This window comes from Thiohalophilus thiocyanatoxydans (genome assembly GCF_004366735.1).
GTDB lineage: Bacteria > Pseudomonadota > Gammaproteobacteria > UBA6429 > Thiohalophilaceae > Thiohalophilus > Thiohalophilus thiocyanatoxydans.
Window position 1 is genome coordinate 71,801 of sequence record NZ_SOQX01000002.1, and the last position, 18,911, is coordinate 90,711.

Below are 18,911 nucleotides of genomic sequence, written 5' to 3' on the forward strand. Positions count from 1 at the left end.
TTCCGAATACCAGATCATTTTGTTCAAAAGATTGCTTCGCTTCGCTCGCAATGACCCAAAATAGAGAGGTCATTGCGAGGAACAACGTGACGAAGCAATCTCTCTGTACTGGTATTCGGAACATCTATTTAGCATACACGGGTGTTTCCATGGAAAAAACGGCACGGCAGAACAGGATCAATCAAATCTCTGTTATAGCTGCCCTGCGTTTATCCGTTGCGACAGAGGGGCTCACTCGATCACATGCTGGCTGGCGGCCAGTTCGCGCAGGCCGTCCAGGGCCTGTTCCAGGACAGGATGGTCACTCTGGCGCGGGTAGACCATATAAGCCGGATGCCGGAATTCGGGCGAATCGGCGACGTGATGCAGTTTACCGCTTTCAATAAAGGGGGCGGCCATGCGCGCCGGCAAAAAGCAGCTGCCGCCGTTGGTCAGGATCAGCTGGATACCGAGCCAGCCGATGTTGGCAATCTGCGGGGGCCCTTCCAGTTCGGGATAACTTTGTGCATGGCGCGCGTAGAAGCCCGGTCCCCATTCGATATAGACGTAATCCTCGCCGGGGCCGGTATCGTCGGGCCGGGTACTGACCAGAATCAGGGTCTCGTCGAACAGCGCCTCGACCACCAGGCCGGGGCTGTGGGTCGGGGTATACATCAGCCCGATATCCAGACTGCCCTCGATCAGGCCGCGCATGATGTCCTCCTCGAAGCCGATATCGCTGTGAATCACCACATCCGGGGCCTGCCGGCGCATCCAGCCGACCCATTGGGGCAAATACCCCTCCCACAGGGCGATACGCCCGCTGATCCGGATGCTGGCCCGGTAGCGTTCCGGTAGTCCCACTTCGGCGCGGGCCTGATCGGCCGTGAGCACCAACCGTTTGGCATAGTCGAGAAATCGTCGTCCGGCCGGTGTCAGGCTGGCGCCGGCCCGGTTGCGCACGAACAACCGGGCGCCCAGCTCCTGCTCCAGCCGCTGCAGGCGGGCGCTGACCGTCGACTGGGTCAGATGCAGCTGTTTGGCGGCCTCCAGGAAGCTGCCGTTGGCGGTAATCGCGAGAAAGGTGCGTGCCTGATCAATGTCCATAACAAGCCTCTTATATCGATAATATCGATATTATAGTGCAAATAATATCGTTTGACTGCATTAGATGATACTTATATCGTTTTTACTACATTAAATAGCGGTAAAGCAAAAGGAGATCCTTCCATGACGACCATGACTGAACTGGAACGGGACAATGAAGGTTATTTGATCGACCCGGAGCAGTGGAACGAAGCGGTCGCCCAGGAACTGGCCGAGGAAGAGGGACTGGAGTTGGACGACACTTACCTTGCGGTACTCAAGTTCATGCGCCGCTACTGGGCCGAGCACCAGACAGCACCCGATGTGCGCCATGTGGTGGATTATCTGGTCAAGGAAGAAGGCTTTGACAAGAAAACGGCCAAGGCCCATCTGTTTGAGTTGTTCCCCTACGGCTACGTCAAGCAGGCCTGCAAGGTGGCCGGCATGATCAAGCCACGGGCCTGGAGTACCGGCTGAATCGAGCCAGCCTGCCGCCTGTTTCAACGAGTACACAAGGGAGCCGGTGAGCTGCGTCTCGTCCCCCGTTAATTGCCGGCTTCCTTGTCCCTTATGCCGGGTGATGAAGCGCATGCATTGCTGCTGAATTTCTGGCGCCCCGATCAGGATTCGAACCTGAGACCTTCCCCTTAGGAGGGGGACGCTCTATCCAGCTGAGCTATCGGGGCTGATGGCCGCAGATTGTAGCACTGCCGGAAAGGGAACCCAACGCGCACCGGTTCGATCCCCGCCTGCGACAGAACCTCCTCGCCTCGAGTCCGGATCAAGCAAGATTTACACTCACTCGAATCACATTCCGCCTGATTGAATTTTCCCCCGGGATGGACAAAAGAGCACCTGATTCCGCGGCCACCAGGAAGTGAATTTTATGCCGCACGCGGGGTTTTTGCGGGCACAGCGCACAAATTATTCAGTCACTGACACGTTGCCGCTTTTCTATGTCGCAACATTCAGCGGGTGTTCTATACTTTGTTGAATAAGTAACTGATAAATAAAATAACCGCGGACATTCTGTGATCCGCTTATCGGTTTTGCCCCGCTGAATGCCATTACCATGTCGTGTTGGAGCGAGCTTGTTCTGCTCGGATGTGATGCAAGGAGATAATAATGCTAAACGAGATATTCATGATTGTACCCAGTATTCTTCTGAGTGCGCTGATCTGGTTCATCATTCTGAGTTTTGTTTTATGGGCCGCACGTACCCACGCGCATCGTACTATCCGTTCATTCGGCCAGATTCTGCACGGCGCGCTGAGACTGACCTCGGCATCAATTATGCGCGCGGAGAGCCGCCTGCTGGAACGTAATCGTGAGGTGCTGCTGAATCAGGGGAGGGAAGCCGCCGAGCGTATTGTTGAAAGAGAGTTTGAGCGTATTGATGCAAGTGTACGCAAAGACCTGGCCGAGTATCCCTCCCTGCATCGTCAATTGAGTGAAGAGATCACCAAGATCGACGAAGATTACAAGGAGAGCACGGAAGTGCCGCCGGAACCCCCGGCCTGGGTCAAGGCTGTAGAAGCGGTGGCCAAAATTCCCACAACCAAGGGGGACCCGATGGTGGGCAATGTGCTCGAGGACATCCATCAGTCGCTGGTCAAGGCCAATACCCGGGCGCTGGAGGAGTATCGAAAGGCCAGCCACAAACGGCATCAATTGTTAAATAACATGATGCCGCACTGGCGCAACGTCAAGCAGATACTTGCCAAGGTCGACAAGAACGTCAACAGTCTGTTGCAGCGTTCCGTCACAATCGATCGGCATATGGAAGAGTATGAAAATATCCAGAAACGCAGTAACCGTGCGTTGGAAATGTTGTCGTCCTCCTCTATTACCCAGTTCTTTGTCTCGGCTTTTGTGCTGGTTATTGCCATTGGCGGCGCCATGATTAACTTTAATCTGATCGCCCTGCCCATGTCGGAAATGGTCGGCGCCAAAAGCGAGATTATCGGCATGCCAACTTCGGATGTCGCCGCACTGGTGATCATCCTGGTTGAGATAGCCATGGGAATATTTCTGATGGAGTCATTGCGGATTACGCGCCTGTTTCCGATCATAGGTGCATTGCCGGACAAAATGCGTGTGCGCATGATCTGGATAACCTTCACTATCCTGTTTGTGCTGGCCTCGGTCGAAGCGGGGCTGGCCTATATGCGTGAATGGCTGGTCGAAATGAAACAGGCCTCGATGCTGACAGGCGGTGAAGAGGCCGTGCAGGACGGGTACTTGTGGATTACTACTGCCGCCCAGATGGGGCTGGGGTTTATGTTGCCTTTTGCGTTGGTGTTTGTGGCAATTCCACTGGAATCCTTTGTCCATTCGCTGCGCACGGTCCTGGGGATTCTGGGTGTCGCGTTGTTGCGCACTCTGGCCTGGCTGCTGCGGTTTGTGGGTAATATCGCCCGTTATGCCGCAAAAGTGCTGGAGAATGTCTACGATCTGTTGATTTTCGCGCCTTTGCTGATTGAACGACTACTTGCCACAGACCGCGAATCGAAAAAAAAAGACAGTCAAGGCAAAAAAGCTGACACTGCATCCGCATACTAAGGGAGAGTGGAATGAAGAATAATCGTTTGCTTATAATGATGATGGTGGCTACTCTGGTCGTCGCCGGAGGTTGCTCTAGACACAATCAGGAACGGGATCACGGTGTCTATATGTTGCTTGATACCTCAGGTACCTATACAGAGCAATTGGGAGAAGCGCAGCGAATTATCAATTATGTTCTGAGCGAGCTGGAGCCGGGGGATACCTTTGCGGTTGCCCGCATTGATACGGGCAGTTTCAGTGAAAAAGATATCGTGCACCGGCAAACCTTCGATACACGCCCAAGTCAGGCCAATACACAGCGGCGTGTTTTTCGGGAAACCATCGACCAGTTTGTCAAGGAAGTTGAGCCGAGTTCCTATACTGATATCACCGGGGGTATTCTGCAGGCAGTTGAACACCTCAACGAAGTTGGTCCGGGAAGTAAAACCATTTTAATTTTTTCGGACATGAAAGAAGATATCAAGGAAGGTTATGTCCGGGATATTGCATTGCAGCTTGACGGGTTTAATGTGGTTGCGTTAAACGTGATAAAACTGGCCAGTGACAATGTGGATCCACGGAAATACATGGATCGTCTGGCCGAATGGGAAAAGCGCGTCGAGTCAGGCGGGGGGCAGTGGAAAATGGTCAATGACATGGAAAGACTGGAATCAGTGATGGAATTTGATTAACTCACCGCTGCGCAAACAGCTCCTGACGGGCCATCGGATTTCTTTCGGTGGCCCTTTTTTTATCTCTTGACAGCTCTTTCGCGGTTCACACTGCATTGGCGACTCGCATTATCCCGCGTCGCGGAATCTTTTGGCCGGTCTACACATCCAGCGTCTTCGATGGTAACCTGAATGCAGGTCAAGTCCTGAGGCCTGGAGCCGACAGACTCTGGAGAGACAGTGGAAATAGCCTGATGAGTCATACCATTGCACAGCATCGCCGGCAGCAACCCATGTGGTTCTACGAAAAGAACTACCGGTTTTTGCGCCAGTTGCTTCCCGATTTACCACAGGAACATGTCGGTCACTATCAGATCCGGCATGCGCAGCACCGGCTGGACATCCAGGTGGCTGAATTCGGCCCCTATACCCAGCTTTTGCAGTTGTCCCAGTGCTTTGAAGGCGTTTCATCCCTGGTATGTGATTTGCGTATGAGTGTGCGGGTCTATCATGACGCCAGGCTGGCCGAGGTGATCGGCTATCAGGGGGTCGAGCGGTTGCTGGCACGTTATGAATTGCCCAATGCCGGGATGTTATATCCTGACGAAAAACGTCAGGCAAATCTGTTGTTGCACGACTGGCTGGCCATGTTCATTAATCACGACAAACAGACTGACAAAACCGCCACAGTGTCATAAAACGGGCTCCTGGCCTTCGTCCGCCCCGATCGGGGCCGCCGCTGTCCGGTTCCGGGGGACCGAGAAACCGGTTCAGGTCCAAAGCCCCCGCCCGTTGGCCCTGGTGGCCTGTCAGCTGCCGGGGTAGTCGCCTGGTAACCTTCTGAGTATCCCCGGGCCGGGGAGTTTCTCCTCCTGTACGGGTAAATTTACGCCGGACCCGGGCCGGGATGGACGGCGCGCACTCCCGAAACGCCCTCCCATAGGTTGCCTGAACCGGCCCGGTTCGATTAATCTCCCTTCAAAATGTGTTAAAGATCACATTTTGTTCGCCGACAATTTATCCAGAAGCACACATTTCGGGGAGTTTCGGCAATCGAGCCCGTCACCCGCTAACCGGCTTCCGGGGGGGGAATGCCATGGGATGTTCACACGCTACCAACTGTCAGCTCTATGCCCAGTTTGCCGCTGATGCATCACTGAAGCTATGGAAACAGCACTATTGCGAGAACGTTTTTGATCAGTGCGCCCGTTATCAGCTTGCGATGGAGGGCAGGCCGGTCCCGCTGACCCTGTTACCCAACGGCAAGATGGTCGAACGGCGCTCGAAGGAGCAGATCAGCGCCTCGGCGCTGTTTAACGCTATTCAGAAACAGCGGGTCGGCGTAGTTCGCTCGCTGATCAAGACCGGTATGTCCTCCTACGAACTCAAGACCGAGGAAGGTCTCAGCCCGCTGATGGCCGCGGTGGCGGTCGGCAATCCGGAACTGGTCAATCTGATGCTGGAATACGGTTGCGATCCTTATGCCACAAACCGGGAAGGGAAGCGTGCGATTGATATGGCTCAGGAAGCCGGTTTTAGCGAATGCCGCAATATTCTGAACAAATACATGGCGACCCATCCCGCTGAAAAAACAGCGCCAGCTTCCGGTAATCCCCCGCCGGAAGAGGCCGAGCCGGAAATGAACGAAGTCGTCGGGTTTTTACGTCGGTTTAATCCGTTTCGATCCAGGGAGACCTGAGACATGGCATATTGGCCCTGGTGGCTTGGTGCGCTGGCATTGGGCGGTGTCAGCATTGGTTATTTTCTGCTGATTGGCAAGCTGCTGGGTGTCTCCGGCAGCTGGGCCAAGGTGGTCGGCTGGAAGGAAGATCGCGAGCTGGGGCGTTCCGCCGCCGAGCTGGAGCAGGCGGACGAGGGTGAGATCGAAAACGCGCTGCTGGCGGCGACACTGGCCGAGTTTGGCGCCTCCGCCATGGACGAGAAAACCCCCGGCCAGGACGCCAGCGAGCCCGAGGAGGATGTGCCGACAGCGTCGACGACGGTCAGTTACACCCCCTGGACCGCGCATCTGATCTTTTTGCTCGCCATGTTCGGCGGGGGGCTGATCGCCGCATTGACCAGCGGTCAGTTTGAACTCGAGTTTCAACTCAGTGATACCCACAGCCGGATCTTTGGCGGGCCGCTGGAAATCTGGCTGTCACTGTTGTTCGGCGGCATGATGGTCGGGTTTGGGACTCAGATGGCAGGCGGCTGTACCTCCGGGCATGGCTTGAGCGGCTGCTCCCGCCTGATTCCCGCCAGTCTGTTATCCACCGTGGTCTTTATGCTCAGCGCTATCGGCCTGTCGTTATTGATGGAGGCGTCGATCGCATGAAGCAATCCCGATTAAAAATGTATCTGTCGTATGGGCTGATTGGCGGTTTGATGGGCTACGTCGTTGCGCGTATCGGCTTCGGCGACTATGACGAGTTACACCAGATGTTCGTGTTGGATGACCTGCGTATGCTGTATGCCTTTGCCGGTGCCGTGGCATTGTCGATGCTGGCGTTTATCCTGCTGGCCCGGCGAATCCCCAAACCGGAAAAATTCTTTCAGCCCGGCACGGTCCCCGGAAGCATGCTTTTCGGTTTTGGCTGGGCCGTCTGCGGCGCCTGCCCGAGCATGGTTTTCGTTCAGCTGGGTGCCGGCAAGATTCCCGCGGTGATGACCATGGTAGGTATCCTCCTTGGCGTCTATTTGCACAAGAAGGCGCACGCCCGTTACTTCCGCTGGGATACTGGCACTTGTGTCAGTGATTAACGCGAGTTCCTTTCCCTATCCAACCTCGAAGTTGCTTGAGCCGCCTGTGATTTGGACGTCATAAGTGACGCGAACGTTTGTGTCGTGTTGTGTCCGAGTTGATTCATCAGGTATTTGATTGGTATCGGCTGTTTTCCAGCGGGTCGATTATATTCCTTTGAGTTTATGTGGGCTTTAAGCTAGGCTGTTTAGCAAATGATAATGTTTAATCTGAGATTCTGTCAGCCAATCCAGACCCGTCGGGTTGCCGATAATAATGAGCAGAAACGTGGCGATTGGAGTTCTGATCGATGAATGCCATCGGCTACTTGCGTGACAGATTGCAGCGGCTGCTGCCATTGGTGGGTGCAACTTCCCCCAATCCCGCCGAACTCGATGATGATACTCTGATCAGCCAGGATCCGCTCGGTAGGGTGGCGGACGCCTTTCAGGCTATGTTGGAGCATCAGCGGGCAAACGCCGAAGCGTTACATATTGCCTATGCGGAAATCAGCGAAGTGCTGAATACCGTTGACGCCGCCATTATCGTAACCGATGACACCATGCGGATCGATATGTATAACGAACAGGCGAAAAGGCTGCTACTGGGTGATGGCAGTCAGGTGATTGGAAATAATTTCTTTACATGGATAAAAGGCTGCCCCTATAAAGCCAGCCAAGACAAACTGAAAAAGCTGATCAAACAAGGGCAACGTGCGACCCATACAGAATTTGTTATCGAGGATGACTATTACGATGTAACGGTCACCCCCCATCGCAGACCAGAGTGGGCATGCCGGTAAAATTATTTTCATGTTTTTTAACGTCACCCAACGGCGTGAGGAATACAACCGGCAAAGACTTTCCGCGGTGGTGTTCGAGAGTACCAGTGAAGGTGTCGTGATCACGGACAAGGACAACCGCATTGTTGAAATCAATGACGCCCTGACCCACATCACGGGGTACCAAAAAGAGGAGCTATTGGGCTGTAATACCCGGATATTCAGTTCCGGGATTCACAACAGTGCGTTTTATGCCGAGCTTTGGACCAGCCTCGAACAAAGAGGTGTATGGCGGGGTGAAGTCTGGGATCGGCGTAAGAACGGGGAGGTATTTCCCGCCTGGCAGACGATTAATACCATCTGTAACGAGGCGGGAGAGGTTGTCAATTATGTCTCGATTTTTTCCGATATCAGCGCCATTAAACAATCGCAGGAGAAACTCGATTTTCTGGCCTACCATGATCCGCTGACCACACTGCCCAATCGGGTATTGTTCACGGATCGTCTCACGCAGGCACTGGAGAGATCCCGGCGTGAAAATAATCGCCTGGCGATCATTTTTATCGATCTGGATCGATTCAAGAATATTAACGACACTCTCGGTCACGCATTTGGTGATCAGTTGCTGGTTGATGCCGGATTGCGCCTGCTGAACAATGTTCGCAAGGTCGACACGGTCGCCCGCTTGGGCGGCGATGAGTTTATTGTGTTGCTGGAGGATGTCGAATCCGAAGAGCATGTAGCCTATTTTGCCGGGAAACTTAACAGGGCTTTTGTTGAGCCGTTTATCGTCAATGATAATCATCTGCATCTGACTCTGAGCATGGGAATTTGTATCAGCCCCGCCGATGGTACGGATGTCGAGACGTTGCTTAAAAATGCCGACGCGGCCATGTACCGTGCCAAGGAGCAGGGACGTAACGGGTTTCAGTTTTTCACCAGGGATATTTCGCTCAGAGCGTATGAAAGGTTGACACTGGAAACCAACCTGCGCGATGCCCTGAAAAAGGAACAACTGGAACTCTATTATCAGCCTCAGAATCTGCTTGAAGACGGAAAAATAATCGCCGCGGAGGCATTACTGCGCTGGCAACATCCCGAGCTGGGAAAAATCCCCCCTGAAAATTTTATTCCTGTTGCCGAAGAGACTGGCCTGATTGTCTCGATTGGAGAATGGGTGATCACCGAGGCCTGCCGGCAATTACGACTTTGGCGTGATCAAGGGTATGTTATTCCGCAAATTGCGATCAATGTATCGGGTATTCAGTTACAGCGTGGTGATTTGGTGAATCATGTGCTCATGAGTTGTGAATTTTACCAGTTAGCCGTATCGGATCTGGAGCTGGAGATTACCGAGTCGGTTCTTATGGACGATGCCGAGCAGAGCATACGTATTCTCACAGAATTGCAGGAATATGGCGCCTCGATCACGATCGACGATTTTGGTACCGGCTATTCATCGCTCGGCTATCTCAAGCGGCTGCCGGTCAATAAACTTAAAATTGATAGAAACTTCATTCGCGATATTGTCAACGACGCCGATGATACGGCTATCGTCAAGGCGATTCTGGCCATGGCGGAAAAGCTTCAGCTTACTGTTATAGCCGAAGGCGTGGAAGGAGAAGCTCATTGCCGGTTGTTAAGTGAGCAAAACTGCAAGATCGCCCAGGGCCACTATTTCAGTCGAGCCGTCTCTGCCAGGGAGTTTCAGGATCTGCTGGATTGGGAGCGGGTAAATCGTCGGTCGGATCCTTAGTGCCACTTTCCCGACAAAAGAAAAAGCCACCCTTGCGGTGGCTTTTTCTTTTGTCGGTGGAGGTGCCGTAGCGAAACGTTGGTATGCCGATGAAGCTTCGAAGGAGATTCCGGGTACGGCGGGAATCGATACCTGGAACCTTCTGACGGAGTTCCATCAAGTATACCGACGCTTCGCTACGGCACACATAGAACGCTGTTGGTTCCTCATGTGTACCTCAACCACTCCCAGTGGTTCGAGGCAACCCGAAACGCGGGCCTCATCCACACCGCCGCTACAAATAAAAAAGGGCTGCCTGTCGGCAACCCTTATTTATTTGGTGGAGGCGGCGGGAATCGAACCCGCGTCCGCAAGTCCTCTGCCATCGGCTCTACATGCTTATCCGCGTCTATTGTTTTAACCGGCAGCAACCCGACGGGCAGGGCCAACTGACGGCGATTCCGGTTAGGTTTTAACGTCGCGGCCCCGGACGAGCTTTGACGCGATCCTGTGAGATATGACCCCTGGAATCTGAACGCACAGGCACGGCTTCAGTCAGAGGGCACCCTACCGGGTTTTAAGCGGCGAGTGCGTAGTTGTCGTCGTTGGCAACTATATTTTTGCAGATGGATTTACGAGGAAACCTGCATCCTCGGCATGCACCTCCGGTTTCGCAACCCACGTCGAATCCAGGTCGCCCCCGTTGGAGTGTCCTTTCGACTGTTATTCTAGCCGATAGTTCCGTACATATATAGGGGCTCTGCGGGGATTAACAAGGGACGAGGGACGAGGGACTAGGGGCGAGGAGAAACGAGTGGGGTCAATAACTCAGGATTTGACGCCTTTGATAATCCGTTGTTTGTCCCGTTGCCAGTCCCGTTCCTTGATGGCGGCGCGTTTGTCGTGGCTCTGCTTGCCCTTGGCCAGGGCGATTTCCAGCTTGGCGCGGCCTTTTTTCCAGTACATGGCGGTCGGTATCAGGGAGTAGCCCTTGCGTTCGACGGCACCGATCAGCTTGTTCAGCTCCTCGCGATGCAGCAGCAACTTGCGGGTGCGTTGCGGTTCGGGCTGGATATGGGTGGAGACGGTCTGCAGGGGGCTGATCACGGCCCCGAGCAGCCAGGCCTCGCCGCCCTTGAGGATCACGTAGCTGTCGCGCAGCTGAATCCGGCCCTCGCGGAGGCTCTTGACTTCCCAGCCCTGCAGTTCCAGGCCGGCTTCGAAGCGATCCTCCAGGGTATAGTCGTGGCGGGACTTTTTGTTCAGCGCGATGGTGCTGCTGGGGCGGGCGGATTTTTTCTGCTGTTTGGCCATGGCCGCGCATTATAGCGGAGGGGGAGCGGGGCAGATAGCCGCGCGGGCATAAAAGCCGGCGTCAAGCTTGAGCCGGGGGGCGAATTCACCGAAAATCCGGGCACAACAACGAGAATAACGGGGCGTAGCTTATGGCACGGACATCAATGCATGGTCAGTGGTCGTCGCGCTGGGCGTTTATCCTGGCGGCAACCGGGTCGGCCGTTGGTCTGGGTAATATCTGGAAGTTTCCCTATATCACCGGCGAGAACGGCGGCGGGGCCTTTGTGCTGGTTTATCTGGCCTGCATCGTGCTGATCGGGGTGCCGGTGATGATGGCGGAAATCATGCTGGGTCGGCGCGGCCGCAAGAGTCCCATCAATACTATGTACGATCTGGCCATTGAGTCGGGGCACAATCCCAACTGGAAATGGCTGGGCTGGCTGGGGGTGCTGGCCGGCTTCCTGATCCTCTCCTATTACAGCGTGGTGGCCGGCTGGTCGCTGGCCTACGTATTCCGCTCGGCCAGTGGTACCTTTACGGGGGCAACCGCTGACGGCGTCGAAAGCCTGTTTCTGGATGGATTTTTGTCCCATCCGGAAACCCTGCTGTTCTGGCACACCCTGTTTATGGTCATGACCATGCTGATCGTCGCCCGCGGGGTCAAAAGCGGCCTGGAGTCGGCGGTCAAGCTTTTGATGCCGGCGCTGTTCCTGTTGTTGCTGCTGATGGTGGGTTATGCCATGAGTCAGGGCGAGGCGTTCATGCAGGGTCTGAATTTCATGTTCCGACCAAACTTTTCCGCCCTGAGCTGGGGCGGGGTGCTGACCGCCATGGGACAGGCCTTTTTTACCCTGAGTCTCGGCATGGGGGCGATCATGGTCTACGGCTCCTATCTATCGAGTTCGGCATCGATTACCCGCACCACTTTCATGATCGCGATTGCCGACACCGGGGTGGCGTTGCTGGCCGGGGTGGCGATCTTCCCGATTATTTTCGCCAACCAGATGGAGCCGGGCGCCGGGCCGGGGCTGATTTTCATCAGTCTGCCGCTGGCCTTTGGCCACATGCCCGCCGGCGTCCTGTTCGGGACGCTGTTTTTCGTGTTGCTGAGTTTTGCTGCCTGGACCTCGAGCATCTCCCTCCTGGAGCCGGTGGTCACCTGGCTGGTGGAGACGTTCCATTGGCGCCGGGTCACGGCAACCCTGTACGCCGGGATTCTCACCTGGTTACTGGGGGTGGTCAGCGTCTTCTCCTTCAGTGATTGGGCCTTCGAGTTTGAGTTTGCCGGCCAGCTCAAGGAGAACGGGGTTTTCGATATCCTGGATATTCTGACCACGAACATCATGTTGCCACTGGGCGGACTGTTTATCGCTCTCTTCGCAGCCTGGTTCATGAGCCGGGAGGCCAGCCGGGATGAGCTCGGACTGGGCGACGGGGTGCGCTATAATCTGTGGCGTGTCCTGGTCAAATTTGTTACTCCGGCGGCGATTCTGCTGGTCTTCCTCAACTTGATCGGCGTTATTTAAGATCCGATAGCAAACCGGAGATAAATCAAAGTCTCATGCAGACCATCAATAAAAGCGCGCTGGTGCCTTACAGCCCGGATCAGATGTACGCCCTGGTCGATGATATTGTCACCTACCCGGAATTTCTGCCCTGGTGCCACCATGCCGAGGAGCATCACCGTACCGAGGCACACGTGGAAGCGAGTCTGGAAATCGCTCACAGCGGGTTGCATAAATCGTTTACGACCCGCAATGAGCTGCAGCCTCACGAACGTATCGAAATGAGTCTGGTGAAAGGACCGTTCAAAAGCCTCAAGGGCGTATGGCGTTTTGAGCCGCTGGGTGACGCTGGCTGCAAGGTGTCGCTGGACATGGAGTTTGAATTTTCCAACAAGTTAATGAGTATGACCTTCGGTCCGCTGTTCAACAAAATTGCGGGAACCCTGGTGGACTCGTTTATTGAACGGGCAAAAGTGGTCTATGGCTGAGCAGGAGAGGAAACTGCCGGTGGAGGTAGCCTACGCCAGGCCGGATATGCAGGAGATTATCCCGCTGGACGTGGCGCCGGGGACAACCGTGCAGCAGGCGATTGAGCTGTCAGGGATTCTCGAGCAGTTTCCCGAAATCGATCTGGCGCAAAACAAGGTCGGTATTTTCGGCAAGATCACTCGCGGTGATACCGAGCTGCGCGAGCGGGATCGGGTCGAGATCTACCGGCCGCTGATCGCCGATCCCAAGGAGTCCCGTCGGCGACGCGCGGCCAAAAAAGAGCCGGGGGAGACGGACCCGGGCCAGGAGTCCACCGACTGAGCTTTTCGGACCTGTGCGTCCTCAGGGTGTCGGCAGGCCGCCGCCGGGCGGCGTGCGCGGTGGCGCCGGCCCCGTGTTGCCGCCCCCGCTACTCTGGCTGGCGGTATCGGGCAGGCCCTCGTTGGTCGGGCTGTAGAGCTCTTTATAGTCCCGGAACTGGTCCCGGTCGATTTTGCTCAGGGTTCCGTTGTCGAAGTGGAGCGTCAGATGCTGGCTCTTGGGCTCGCCGCCGCCGGGCTTGAAGCTGTAGACATAGTCCCAGCGATTGGCATGGAACGGATCCTGAATCAGCGGGGTTCCCAGCAGGTAGGCCACCTGTTCGCGGCTCATGCCGGTTTGGAGTTCCTCGACCTGTTCCGCTTCCAGGGTATTGCCCTGCTGGATGTCAATCTTGTAGACCGAGCAGCCGCTCGCGAGGAGCAGGGCCGGCAAAATCATAATGAGAAGGCTTCGCATTTCTATCCCGGATACGGTTATACTTGGCCCGCATGATACATCATGCGCCAGCCACGTTGTAGCGAGAGTGATATGGAAAGCCAGGATCTGAAAAAAGCGGGCCTCAAGGCGACCCTGCCGCGACTCAAGATATTGAATTTCCTTGAAGACAGCGAGGTGCGCCACATGACGGCCGAGGAGGTCTACAAGGCGCTGCTGGAGAGTGGGGAGGAGATCGGCCTGGCCACTGTCTACCGCGTGCTCACCCAGTTCGAGACCGCCGGGCTGGTGACCCGCCACCACTTCGAGGGCGGCCAGTCCGTGTTCGAGCTCAACGAAGGCACCCATCACGACCACATCCTGTGCGTCAAATGCGGCCGCGTCGACGAATTCATGGACGAGACCATCGAAGAGCGCCAGCACGCCATCGCCGACAAACTCGGCTACGCCATGACCGACCATTCTTTATATATATACGGCATCTGCCCCGAGTGTCAGAAAAAAGCGAAATAATTACTCACCGCAGAGACGCAGAGGACGTTTATGCCCGTTGTGTGGGTGCAAAGTAATTTTGAATTTTTAATGTTGAATTCTGAATTAAATGCGTATCCGTAATTTAAAGTTCAACATTAAAAATTATATCTCTGTGTCCTCTGTGTCCTCTGCGTCTCTGCGGTAAAATTCTTTTACCCCGCCTGGGCGCGGTCGATCATTTCCTTGGCGTGGGAGAGGGTCTGGTCGGTGATTTCGATGCCGCCGAGCATGCGCGCCACTTCGTCGACCCGTTGTTCGGGGGTCAGTTCAGCGATTTCGCTGATGGTGACGTCGGAGGCGGCCCGTTTGCTGACCTGGAAGTGGTGTTCGCCCAGTGCCGCGACCTGCGGCAGGTGGGTGACGCAGAGCACCTGACGATGGCCGGCCAGTTCGCGCAGTTGCAGCCCGACGATCTCCGCCACCCGGCCGCCGATACCGACATCCACCTCGTCGAAGATCAGGGTCGGTATCCGGGTGTCCTGGGCGGTAATGACCTGAATCGCCAGACTGATGCGCGACAGCTCGCCGCCGGAAGCGACCCGGCTTAACGGGCGCAGCGGCTGGCCGGGGTTGGCACTGACCACGAATTCCACCCGCTCCAGGCCGTTGGGTGAGAAGCCGTCTTCACGGGGTTCCAGCTGCACATCGAAGCGCCCCCCTTCCATGCCCAGGGTCTGCATGCTCTGGCTGACCTGTTCGGCCAGGCGCCCGGCGGCCTGCTGGCGACCGTCGCTTAACTGCCGGGCCAGCTGGCGGTATTCGTTTTCGGCTTCTTGCAGCGCCTTTTGCAGCTGATCCAGTTGCACGTCGGCCTGTTCCAGGGCGTCGAGCTGCTGTTGCAGTTGAGGCAGGACCCCGGGCAGTTCCTCGACGGCCACATGGTGTTTGCGCGCCAGGGCATGCATGTCGGCCAGGCGCTGCTCTACCCACTCGAGACGACCGGGATCCAGCTCCAGCGCATCGAGGTAATGGCGCAGCTCGCTGCCGGCCTCGCGGACCTGGATCAGCGCGCTGTCGAGCAGTTCGGCGATCGCCTGGAGTTGGGAATCGGTGTCGGCCAGCTGTTGCAGTTCGCTGCTGCACTGGCTGAGCAGTTGACTGGCGTTGGTCTCCTCATTGTCCTGCAGCAGCTGGCTGACCCGTTCGCTGGTCTCCAGCAGGCGACTGGCATTGGCCAGGCGCTTGTGTTCCTGCTCCAGTTCCGCCGGCTCCTGCTCGCCCAGCGCCAGGACTTCCAGTTCGTTGACCTGAAAACGCAGCAGCTCCAGCCGGCTGTCACGCTCGTCGCTGGCCTTCAGAAGATTGTCCAGCTCGCTTTTGTGTTGTTGCCAGCGTTGATAGACCTCGCGCAGTTGTTGCAACAGTCCCTGATGACCGGCGTAGTCGTCCAGTAGCTGGCGCTGGATGTCGCGTTTGAGCAGCGACTGGTGTTCGTGCTGGCCGTGCAGATCCACCAGCATCTCGCCCAGCTCCCGCAGGCTCTGGATCGGCGTCGGCTTGCCGTTGATAAAGGCTTTGGAAGGGCCGCTGTTGCTGATGGTACGGCGAATGATGCACTCGTTTTCGCTGGCCAGCTCGCGTTCGGCCAGCCAGGCTTCGGCGTCGGGGGCATCGACGGTGCTGAAGGTGACGCTGATCTCGGCCTTCTCGGCGCCGTGGCGAATCACCGCGCTGTCCGCCCGATCCCCCAGCGCCAGGCCGAGGGCGTCGAGCAGGATCGACTTGCCGGCCCCGGTCTCGCCGGTGAAGACCGTCAGACCGCTGTCCATGGCCAGGTCGAGTTTTTCGACTATAGCGAAATTCCATATGTGAATGTGTGTAAGCATATCAGACAGTTACTGAATAATTGTAAGGTCGCTCCCGGCATGACCTCCAGGGATGGAGGAAATGCAGGGAATTGCCGGGAGCAATTCCTTGCCCATGCCTCCCGCGACAGGGCCTGCCCCATGAGCGCAGCGAATGCCGTGGGTATTAGTACGTCCCTGTACGTCGTTCCAGATATGAATATGTGTCAACATACCGCCGAACCCATCCTTATCACACGCTCAGAAATGTTCGCCCCAGTGCAGCTTGCGGCGCAGTATCTCATAATGATTGTGCTCACAGGGATGGATCAGACGAACCACCGTCTCCTTTTTGCGAATCAGGATCCGCTCGCCCGAGACGACCCCCAGGTTGATCTGGCCGTCGCAGGTGACCTGGGCGTGGGAGTGGGGATCGTCTTTGACCACCACCTCGATCTCGCTGTCGCCGTCGACCACGATGGGCCGGTAGCTCATGGTGTGCGGACAGATCGGCACGATGATCATGGCGTCCATGGCCGGCTCCAGGATCGGGCCGCCGGCCGACAGGGCGTAGGCGGTGGAGCCGGTGGGGGTGGAGATGATCAGCCCGTCGGAGCGCATGCTGTTGAGCAGGCGGCCGTTGATATAGGTCTCGGTCTCGACCATGCGGGCCACTTCCCATTTATGCAGCGCCACATCATTGAACGCGTCGCTCTGGCTGGGCGGGCCTTCGTGATGGTGGATCACCGTGGTCAGCATAATCCGCCGTTCTTCCTCGTATTTGCCAGCGAGGATTTCGCTGATCTGATGCGCCATCTCGTCGGGCGAGACATCCACCAGAAAGCCGAGCCGGCCGAGGTTGATGCCCAGCAGCGGCACATTGCTTTCCACCAGCGAGCGGGCGGCGTTGAGCAGGGTGCCGTCACCGCCGATGGTCATGGCCAGATCGCAACGTTGCCCCAGTTCTTCCAGCGTGACCCGGGGATAATCGCATTCGCTGATGTGCCGGGCGGTGCTTTCCTCAATCAGGATCTCGCACTGGTGTTGTTCCAGCAACCGGCCCAGTTTCACGATCGCGGCGGCCACCGCAGGGTCGGCATACTTGCCAATCAGTCCGATGGTATTGAAGGCGTTACCCATTCTTTTTATTCCAGTTTTCGGTCTTTCGGCGGCATTGACAGCCGCCCTGACAAGTTGCAAATTCAAGCTTGGCACTCTATGCTGACGAGTGCTAACCAAACCCCTTTTAAACCAGACCGGGATGTACCGTGACGAACGATCCGATTATAAATGATCGCGCCCAGTTGCTGCTAAAAACGCTGATAGAACGTTATATCCAGGACGGTCAGCCGGTCGGCTCGCGGATTTTGTCCCGTGAGTCGGGGATGAACCTCAGCCCGGCGACCGTGCGCAATGTGATGGCGGATCTGGAAGATATGGGACTGGTCAAGGCGCCGCATACTTCCGCCGGTCGCGTTCCTACAGTACGCGGATACCGGCTGTTTGTCGATAATCTGCTGACCGTGCGCCCGCTGCGCGGCAGCCTGATCGAGCGGTTTCGGGACGAGCTGTATCGTATCGATGATCCCGAGGCGTTGATCGATCGCGCCTCCAATCTGCTCTCCAGCATGACCCGCATGGCCGGGCTGGTCATGTTGCCGCGTCCCGGCGCGGTGCAGTTACGGCATATCGAATTTCTGCCGCTCTCGGACAATCGGGTGCTGGTGATCCTGGTGGTCAATGATCAACAGGTACAGAACCGGATTATCCATACGGAGCGCAGCTATACGAGCTCGGAACTGCAGCAGGCGGCCAACTATCTCAACAGCGAATTCGCCGGGCACGATCTCGAGGGCATTCGCTCGCAGGTGCTCAAGCATATGGAAGAGATCCGCGACGACATGCACCAGATCATGCAGCTGGCGGTGCAGATGGCCGACGAGGTGATCCAGACCAGCCAGAGTGCCGATTACGTGGTACACGGCGAGACCAATCTGATGAGTTACGCCGAAATGGGCGACATGGATCGGATGCGCCAGCTGTTCGAGGCGCTCAAGACCAAACAGGATATTTTGCACATTCTGGACAAATCCATTCACGCCGAGGGGATGCAGATCTTTATCGGCGAGGAGTCCGGCTATGCCGCCTTCGGCGAGTGCTCGGTGGTGACCTCGCCCTACAAGATGCAGGACGAGGTGGTGGGGGTACTGGGGGTCATCGGGCCGACCCGCATGGCCTATGATCAGGTGATTCCGGTGGTGGATGTGACCGCCAAATTACTGGGATCACTCTTGACCTCGGAATAATCATCCCCATATTCCCCCATAATTCAAAACAGATTCGAACAATTTTCAGGTAATTGCAACGCTTCGGAGTAGAGCATGAGTGACACAGACGTGACCGATAAACAGCCCCAGGACAACCCCGACGAGGCGGAGGCGCAGCTTGAGAGCGACTCCCGCGCGCCCCTGGAGGCCGACAGCGTCGAGGAATTGCAGGCCAAGCTGACCGAGGCCGAAAACCGCGCCCAGGAGAACTGGGAGAACCTGCTGCGCGCCAATGCGGAGATGGACAACCTGCGCCGGCGCACCGAGCGGGAGCTGGAAAACGCCCACAAGTACGCCGTGGAGCGCTTCGCCCAGGAACTGCTGGCGGTGCGCGACAGCCTGGAGATGGGCGTGGCCGCGGCCGAGCAGGAAGAGGCCAGCGTGGAGAAGATCAAGGAGGGGACCGAGCTGACCCTGCGCATGCTCGAGGGGGCGATGGATAAATTCAATATCCAGCCCATCGATCCCCAGGACGAGCCCTTCGATCCGGAGCGCCACCAGGCCATGTCGACGGTTGAAACGCCGGACAAGGCCCCCAATACGGTAATCAATGTGATGCAAAAGGGCTATATGCTCAACGACCGGTTGATCCGCCCGGCCATGGTGATTGTCTCCCGGGCTCCCGAGGCGAACAACTAGGGGCACAAAGGTCGATGAGCAGGCTTGAAGTTGACGCCAGAGCCC

20 protein-coding genes, 1 tRNA gene and 1 other RNA gene are annotated in these 18,911 nt (G+C 56.5%); 15 read left to right on the forward strand and 7 right to left on the reverse strand.

Features of this window, described 5'->3' with window-relative positions:
* Positions 1 to 231: 231 nt before the first annotated feature.
* Positions 232 to 1,086 (reverse strand): LysR family transcriptional regulator, encoded by an 855-nt coding sequence (locus tag EDC23_RS03985; protein WP_134081441.1) that lies wholly within the window; start codon positions 1,084 to 1,086, stop codon positions 232 to 234.
* Between the two features lie 123 nt (positions 1,087 to 1,209).
* Here EDC23_RS03985 and EDC23_RS03990 point away from each other — a divergent pair, with 123 nt between their 5' ends.
* Positions 1,210 to 1,542 carry a TusE/DsrC/DsvC family sulfur relay protein gene (locus EDC23_RS03990; RefSeq protein ID WP_134081443.1) on the forward strand — a complete coding sequence of 111 codons (333 nt, stop codon included), beginning with the start codon at positions 1,210 to 1,212 and terminating at the stop codon, positions 1,540 to 1,542.
* A 132-nt stretch (positions 1,543 to 1,674) separates the two neighbouring features.
* Here EDC23_RS03990 and EDC23_RS03995 read toward each other — a convergent pair.
* Positions 1,675 to 1,751 (reverse strand) — tRNA-Arg (locus EDC23_RS03995).
* Positions 1,752 to 2,190: 439 nt separating this feature from the next.
* Between EDC23_RS03995 and EDC23_RS04000 the strand changes: the two genes are divergently transcribed.
* From EDC23_RS04000 to EDC23_RS04035, 8 genes are all read left to right on the forward strand, one after another.
* On the forward strand, positions 2,191 to 3,627 hold the full coding sequence (locus EDC23_RS04000) for a hypothetical protein (protein WP_208321274.1): 1,437 nt from the start codon (positions 2,191 to 2,193) through the stop codon (positions 3,625 to 3,627).
* A gap of 11 nt (positions 3,628 to 3,638) precedes the next feature.
* Positions 3,639 to 4,301 carry a VWA domain-containing protein gene (locus tag EDC23_RS04005; RefSeq protein WP_166668765.1) on the forward strand — a complete coding sequence of 221 codons (663 nt, stop codon included), beginning with the start codon at positions 3,639 to 3,641 and terminating at the stop codon, positions 4,299 to 4,301.
* Between the two features lie 233 nt (positions 4,302 to 4,534).
* Positions 4,535 to 4,978 carry a DUF1249 domain-containing protein gene (locus tag EDC23_RS04010; RefSeq protein WP_134081445.1) on the forward strand — a complete coding sequence of 148 codons (444 nt, stop codon included), beginning with the start codon at positions 4,535 to 4,537 and terminating at the stop codon, positions 4,976 to 4,978.
* A 398-nt stretch (positions 4,979 to 5,376) separates the two neighbouring features.
* Entirely contained in the window at positions 5,377 to 5,979 is a 603-nt protein-coding gene (locus tag EDC23_RS04015; RefSeq protein WP_166668766.1) for an ankyrin repeat domain-containing protein, read from the forward strand.
* A 3-nt stretch (positions 5,980 to 5,982) separates the two neighbouring features.
* A complete protein-coding gene (locus tag EDC23_RS04020) occupies positions 5,983 to 6,615 on the forward strand; it encodes a YeeE/YedE family protein (protein WP_134081447.1) in 633 nt (210 codons plus the stop codon).
* Positions 6,612 to 7,040, forward strand: coding sequence for a YeeE/YedE thiosulfate transporter family protein (locus EDC23_RS04025; protein ID WP_134081449.1), 429 nt, complete (start codon positions 6,612 to 6,614; stop codon positions 7,038 to 7,040). Before EDC23_RS04020 ends, EDC23_RS04025 begins: the two co-directional genes overlap by 4 nt.
* A 290-nt stretch (positions 7,041 to 7,330) precedes the next feature.
* Positions 7,331 to 7,822: a PAS domain-containing protein gene (locus tag EDC23_RS04030; RefSeq protein WP_134081451.1), complete on the forward strand. Its 492-nt coding sequence runs from the start codon at positions 7,331 to 7,333 to the stop codon at positions 7,820 to 7,822.
* A 10-nt stretch (positions 7,823 to 7,832) separates the two neighbouring features.
* Positions 7,833 to 9,557 carry a putative bifunctional diguanylate cyclase/phosphodiesterase gene (locus tag EDC23_RS04035; protein WP_134081453.1) on the forward strand — a complete coding sequence of 575 codons (1,725 nt, stop codon included), beginning with the start codon at positions 7,833 to 7,835 and terminating at the stop codon, positions 9,555 to 9,557.
* Positions 9,558 to 9,874: 317 nt separating this feature from the next.
* Here the strand turns inward: EDC23_RS04035 and ssrA are convergent.
* Both ssrA and smpB read right to left on the reverse strand, forming a co-directional pair.
* Positions 9,875 to 10,238, reverse strand: a transfer-messenger RNA (tmRNA) gene (gene ssrA, locus EDC23_RS04040).
* A gap of 126 nt (positions 10,239 to 10,364) precedes the next feature.
* Positions 10,365 to 10,850 carry an SsrA-binding protein SmpB gene (gene smpB / locus EDC23_RS04045; protein WP_134081455.1) on the reverse strand — a complete coding sequence of 162 codons (486 nt, stop codon included), beginning with the start codon at positions 10,848 to 10,850 and terminating at the stop codon, positions 10,365 to 10,367.
* A gap of 131 nt (positions 10,851 to 10,981) precedes the next feature.
* On the opposite strand from smpB, the gene EDC23_RS04050 reads away from it, so the two are divergent.
* From EDC23_RS04050 to EDC23_RS04060, 3 genes are read left to right on the forward strand one after another with little or no spacing between them, the layout of a single operon-like run.
* Positions 10,982 to 12,358, forward strand: coding sequence for a sodium-dependent transporter (locus EDC23_RS04050; protein WP_134081457.1), 1,377 nt, complete (start codon positions 10,982 to 10,984; stop codon positions 12,356 to 12,358).
* A gap of 35 nt (positions 12,359 to 12,393) precedes the next feature.
* Positions 12,394 to 12,825 carry a type II toxin-antitoxin system RatA family toxin gene (locus tag EDC23_RS04055; RefSeq protein ID WP_134081459.1) on the forward strand — a complete coding sequence of 144 codons (432 nt, stop codon included), beginning with the start codon at positions 12,394 to 12,396 and terminating at the stop codon, positions 12,823 to 12,825.
* Positions 12,818 to 13,147, forward strand: coding sequence for an RnfH family protein (locus EDC23_RS04060; protein ID WP_134081461.1), 330 nt, complete (start codon positions 12,818 to 12,820; stop codon positions 13,145 to 13,147). Before EDC23_RS04055 ends, EDC23_RS04060 begins: the two co-directional genes overlap by 8 nt.
* 21 nt (positions 13,148 to 13,168) lie before the next feature.
* Here EDC23_RS04060 and EDC23_RS04065 read toward each other — a convergent pair whose 3' ends face one another.
* Positions 13,169 to 13,603: an outer membrane protein assembly factor BamE gene (locus EDC23_RS04065; RefSeq protein ID WP_134081463.1), complete on the reverse strand. Its 435-nt coding sequence runs from the start codon at positions 13,601 to 13,603 to the stop codon at positions 13,169 to 13,171.
* Between the two features lie 72 nt (positions 13,604 to 13,675).
* On the opposite strand from EDC23_RS04065, the gene fur reads away from it, so the two are divergent.
* A complete protein-coding gene (gene fur / locus EDC23_RS04070; protein ID WP_134082476.1) occupies positions 13,676 to 14,095 on the forward strand; it encodes a ferric iron uptake transcriptional regulator in 420 nt (139 codons plus the stop codon).
* Between the two features lie 173 nt (positions 14,096 to 14,268).
* Here the strand turns inward: fur and recN are convergent, their stop codons facing one another.
* Complete coding sequence (recN, locus tag EDC23_RS04075; RefSeq protein WP_134081465.1) at positions 14,269 to 15,942, reverse strand: DNA repair protein RecN; 1,674 nt, start codon at positions 15,940 to 15,942, stop codon at positions 14,269 to 14,271.
* Positions 15,943 to 16,161: 219 nt separating this feature from the next.
* A complete protein-coding gene (locus EDC23_RS04080; protein WP_134081467.1) occupies positions 16,162 to 17,040 on the reverse strand; it encodes an NAD(+) kinase in 879 nt (292 codons plus the stop codon).
* Between the two features lie 128 nt (positions 17,041 to 17,168).
* Here EDC23_RS04080 and hrcA point away from each other — a divergent pair, with 128 nt between their 5' ends.
* Both hrcA and grpE read left to right on the forward strand, forming a co-directional pair.
* Entirely contained in the window at positions 17,169 to 18,206 is a 1,038-nt protein-coding gene (gene hrcA / locus EDC23_RS04085) for a heat-inducible transcriptional repressor HrcA (protein WP_134081469.1), read from the forward strand.
* A 75-nt stretch (positions 18,207 to 18,281) separates the two neighbouring features.
* Complete coding sequence (gene grpE / locus EDC23_RS04090) at positions 18,282 to 18,866, forward strand: nucleotide exchange factor GrpE (RefSeq protein ID WP_134081471.1); 585 nt, start codon at positions 18,282 to 18,284, stop codon at positions 18,864 to 18,866.
* Positions 18,867 to 18,911 lie beyond the last annotated feature (45 nt).

Excerpts from the sequence above, each read along its gene's own strand:
- EDC23_RS03985 (WP_134081441.1), bottom strand. The coding sequence starts at position 1,086 with ATGGACATTGATCAGGCACGCACCTTTCTCGCGATTACCGCCAACGGC.
- EDC23_RS03990 (WP_134081443.1), top strand. The coding sequence starts at position 1,210 with ATGACGACCATGACTGAACTGGAACGGGACAATGAAGGTTATTTGATC.
- EDC23_RS04000 (WP_208321274.1), top strand. The coding sequence starts at position 2,191 with ATGCTAAACGAGATATTCATGATTGTACCCAGTATTCTTCTGAGTGCG.
- EDC23_RS04005 (WP_166668765.1), top strand. The coding sequence starts at position 3,639 with ATGAAGAATAATCGTTTGCTTATAATGATGATGGTGGCTACTCTGGTC.
- EDC23_RS04010 (WP_134081445.1), top strand. The coding sequence starts at position 4,535 with ATGAGTCATACCATTGCACAGCATCGCCGGCAGCAACCCATGTGGTTC.
- EDC23_RS04015 (WP_166668766.1), top strand. The coding sequence starts at position 5,377 with ATGGGATGTTCACACGCTACCAACTGTCAGCTCTATGCCCAGTTTGCC.
- EDC23_RS04020 (WP_134081447.1), top strand. The coding sequence starts at position 5,983 with ATGGCATATTGGCCCTGGTGGCTTGGTGCGCTGGCATTGGGCGGTGTC.
- EDC23_RS04025 (WP_134081449.1), top strand. The coding sequence starts at position 6,612 with ATGAAGCAATCCCGATTAAAAATGTATCTGTCGTATGGGCTGATTGGC.
- EDC23_RS04030 (WP_134081451.1), top strand. The coding sequence starts at position 7,331 with ATGAATGCCATCGGCTACTTGCGTGACAGATTGCAGCGGCTGCTGCCA.
- EDC23_RS04035 (WP_134081453.1), top strand. The coding sequence starts at position 7,833 with ATGTTTTTTAACGTCACCCAACGGCGTGAGGAATACAACCGGCAAAGA.
- smpB (WP_134081455.1), bottom strand. The coding sequence starts at position 10,850 with ATGGCCAAACAGCAGAAAAAATCCGCCCGCCCCAGCAGCACCATCGCG.
- EDC23_RS04050 (WP_134081457.1), top strand. The coding sequence starts at position 10,982 with ATGGCACGGACATCAATGCATGGTCAGTGGTCGTCGCGCTGGGCGTTT.
- EDC23_RS04055 (WP_134081459.1), top strand. The coding sequence starts at position 12,394 with ATGCAGACCATCAATAAAAGCGCGCTGGTGCCTTACAGCCCGGATCAG.
- EDC23_RS04060 (WP_134081461.1), top strand. The coding sequence starts at position 12,818 with ATGGCTGAGCAGGAGAGGAAACTGCCGGTGGAGGTAGCCTACGCCAGG.
- EDC23_RS04065 (WP_134081463.1), bottom strand. The coding sequence starts at position 13,603 with ATGCGAAGCCTTCTCATTATGATTTTGCCGGCCCTGCTCCTCGCGAGC.
- fur (WP_134082476.1), top strand. The coding sequence starts at position 13,676 with ATGGAAAGCCAGGATCTGAAAAAAGCGGGCCTCAAGGCGACCCTGCCG.
- recN (WP_134081465.1), bottom strand. The coding sequence starts at position 15,942 with ATGCTTACACACATTCACATATGGAATTTCGCTATAGTCGAAAAACTC.
- EDC23_RS04080 (WP_134081467.1), bottom strand. The coding sequence starts at position 17,040 with ATGGGTAACGCCTTCAATACCATCGGACTGATTGGCAAGTATGCCGAC.
- grpE (WP_134081471.1), top strand. The coding sequence starts at position 18,282 with ATGAGTGACACAGACGTGACCGATAAACAGCCCCAGGACAACCCCGAC.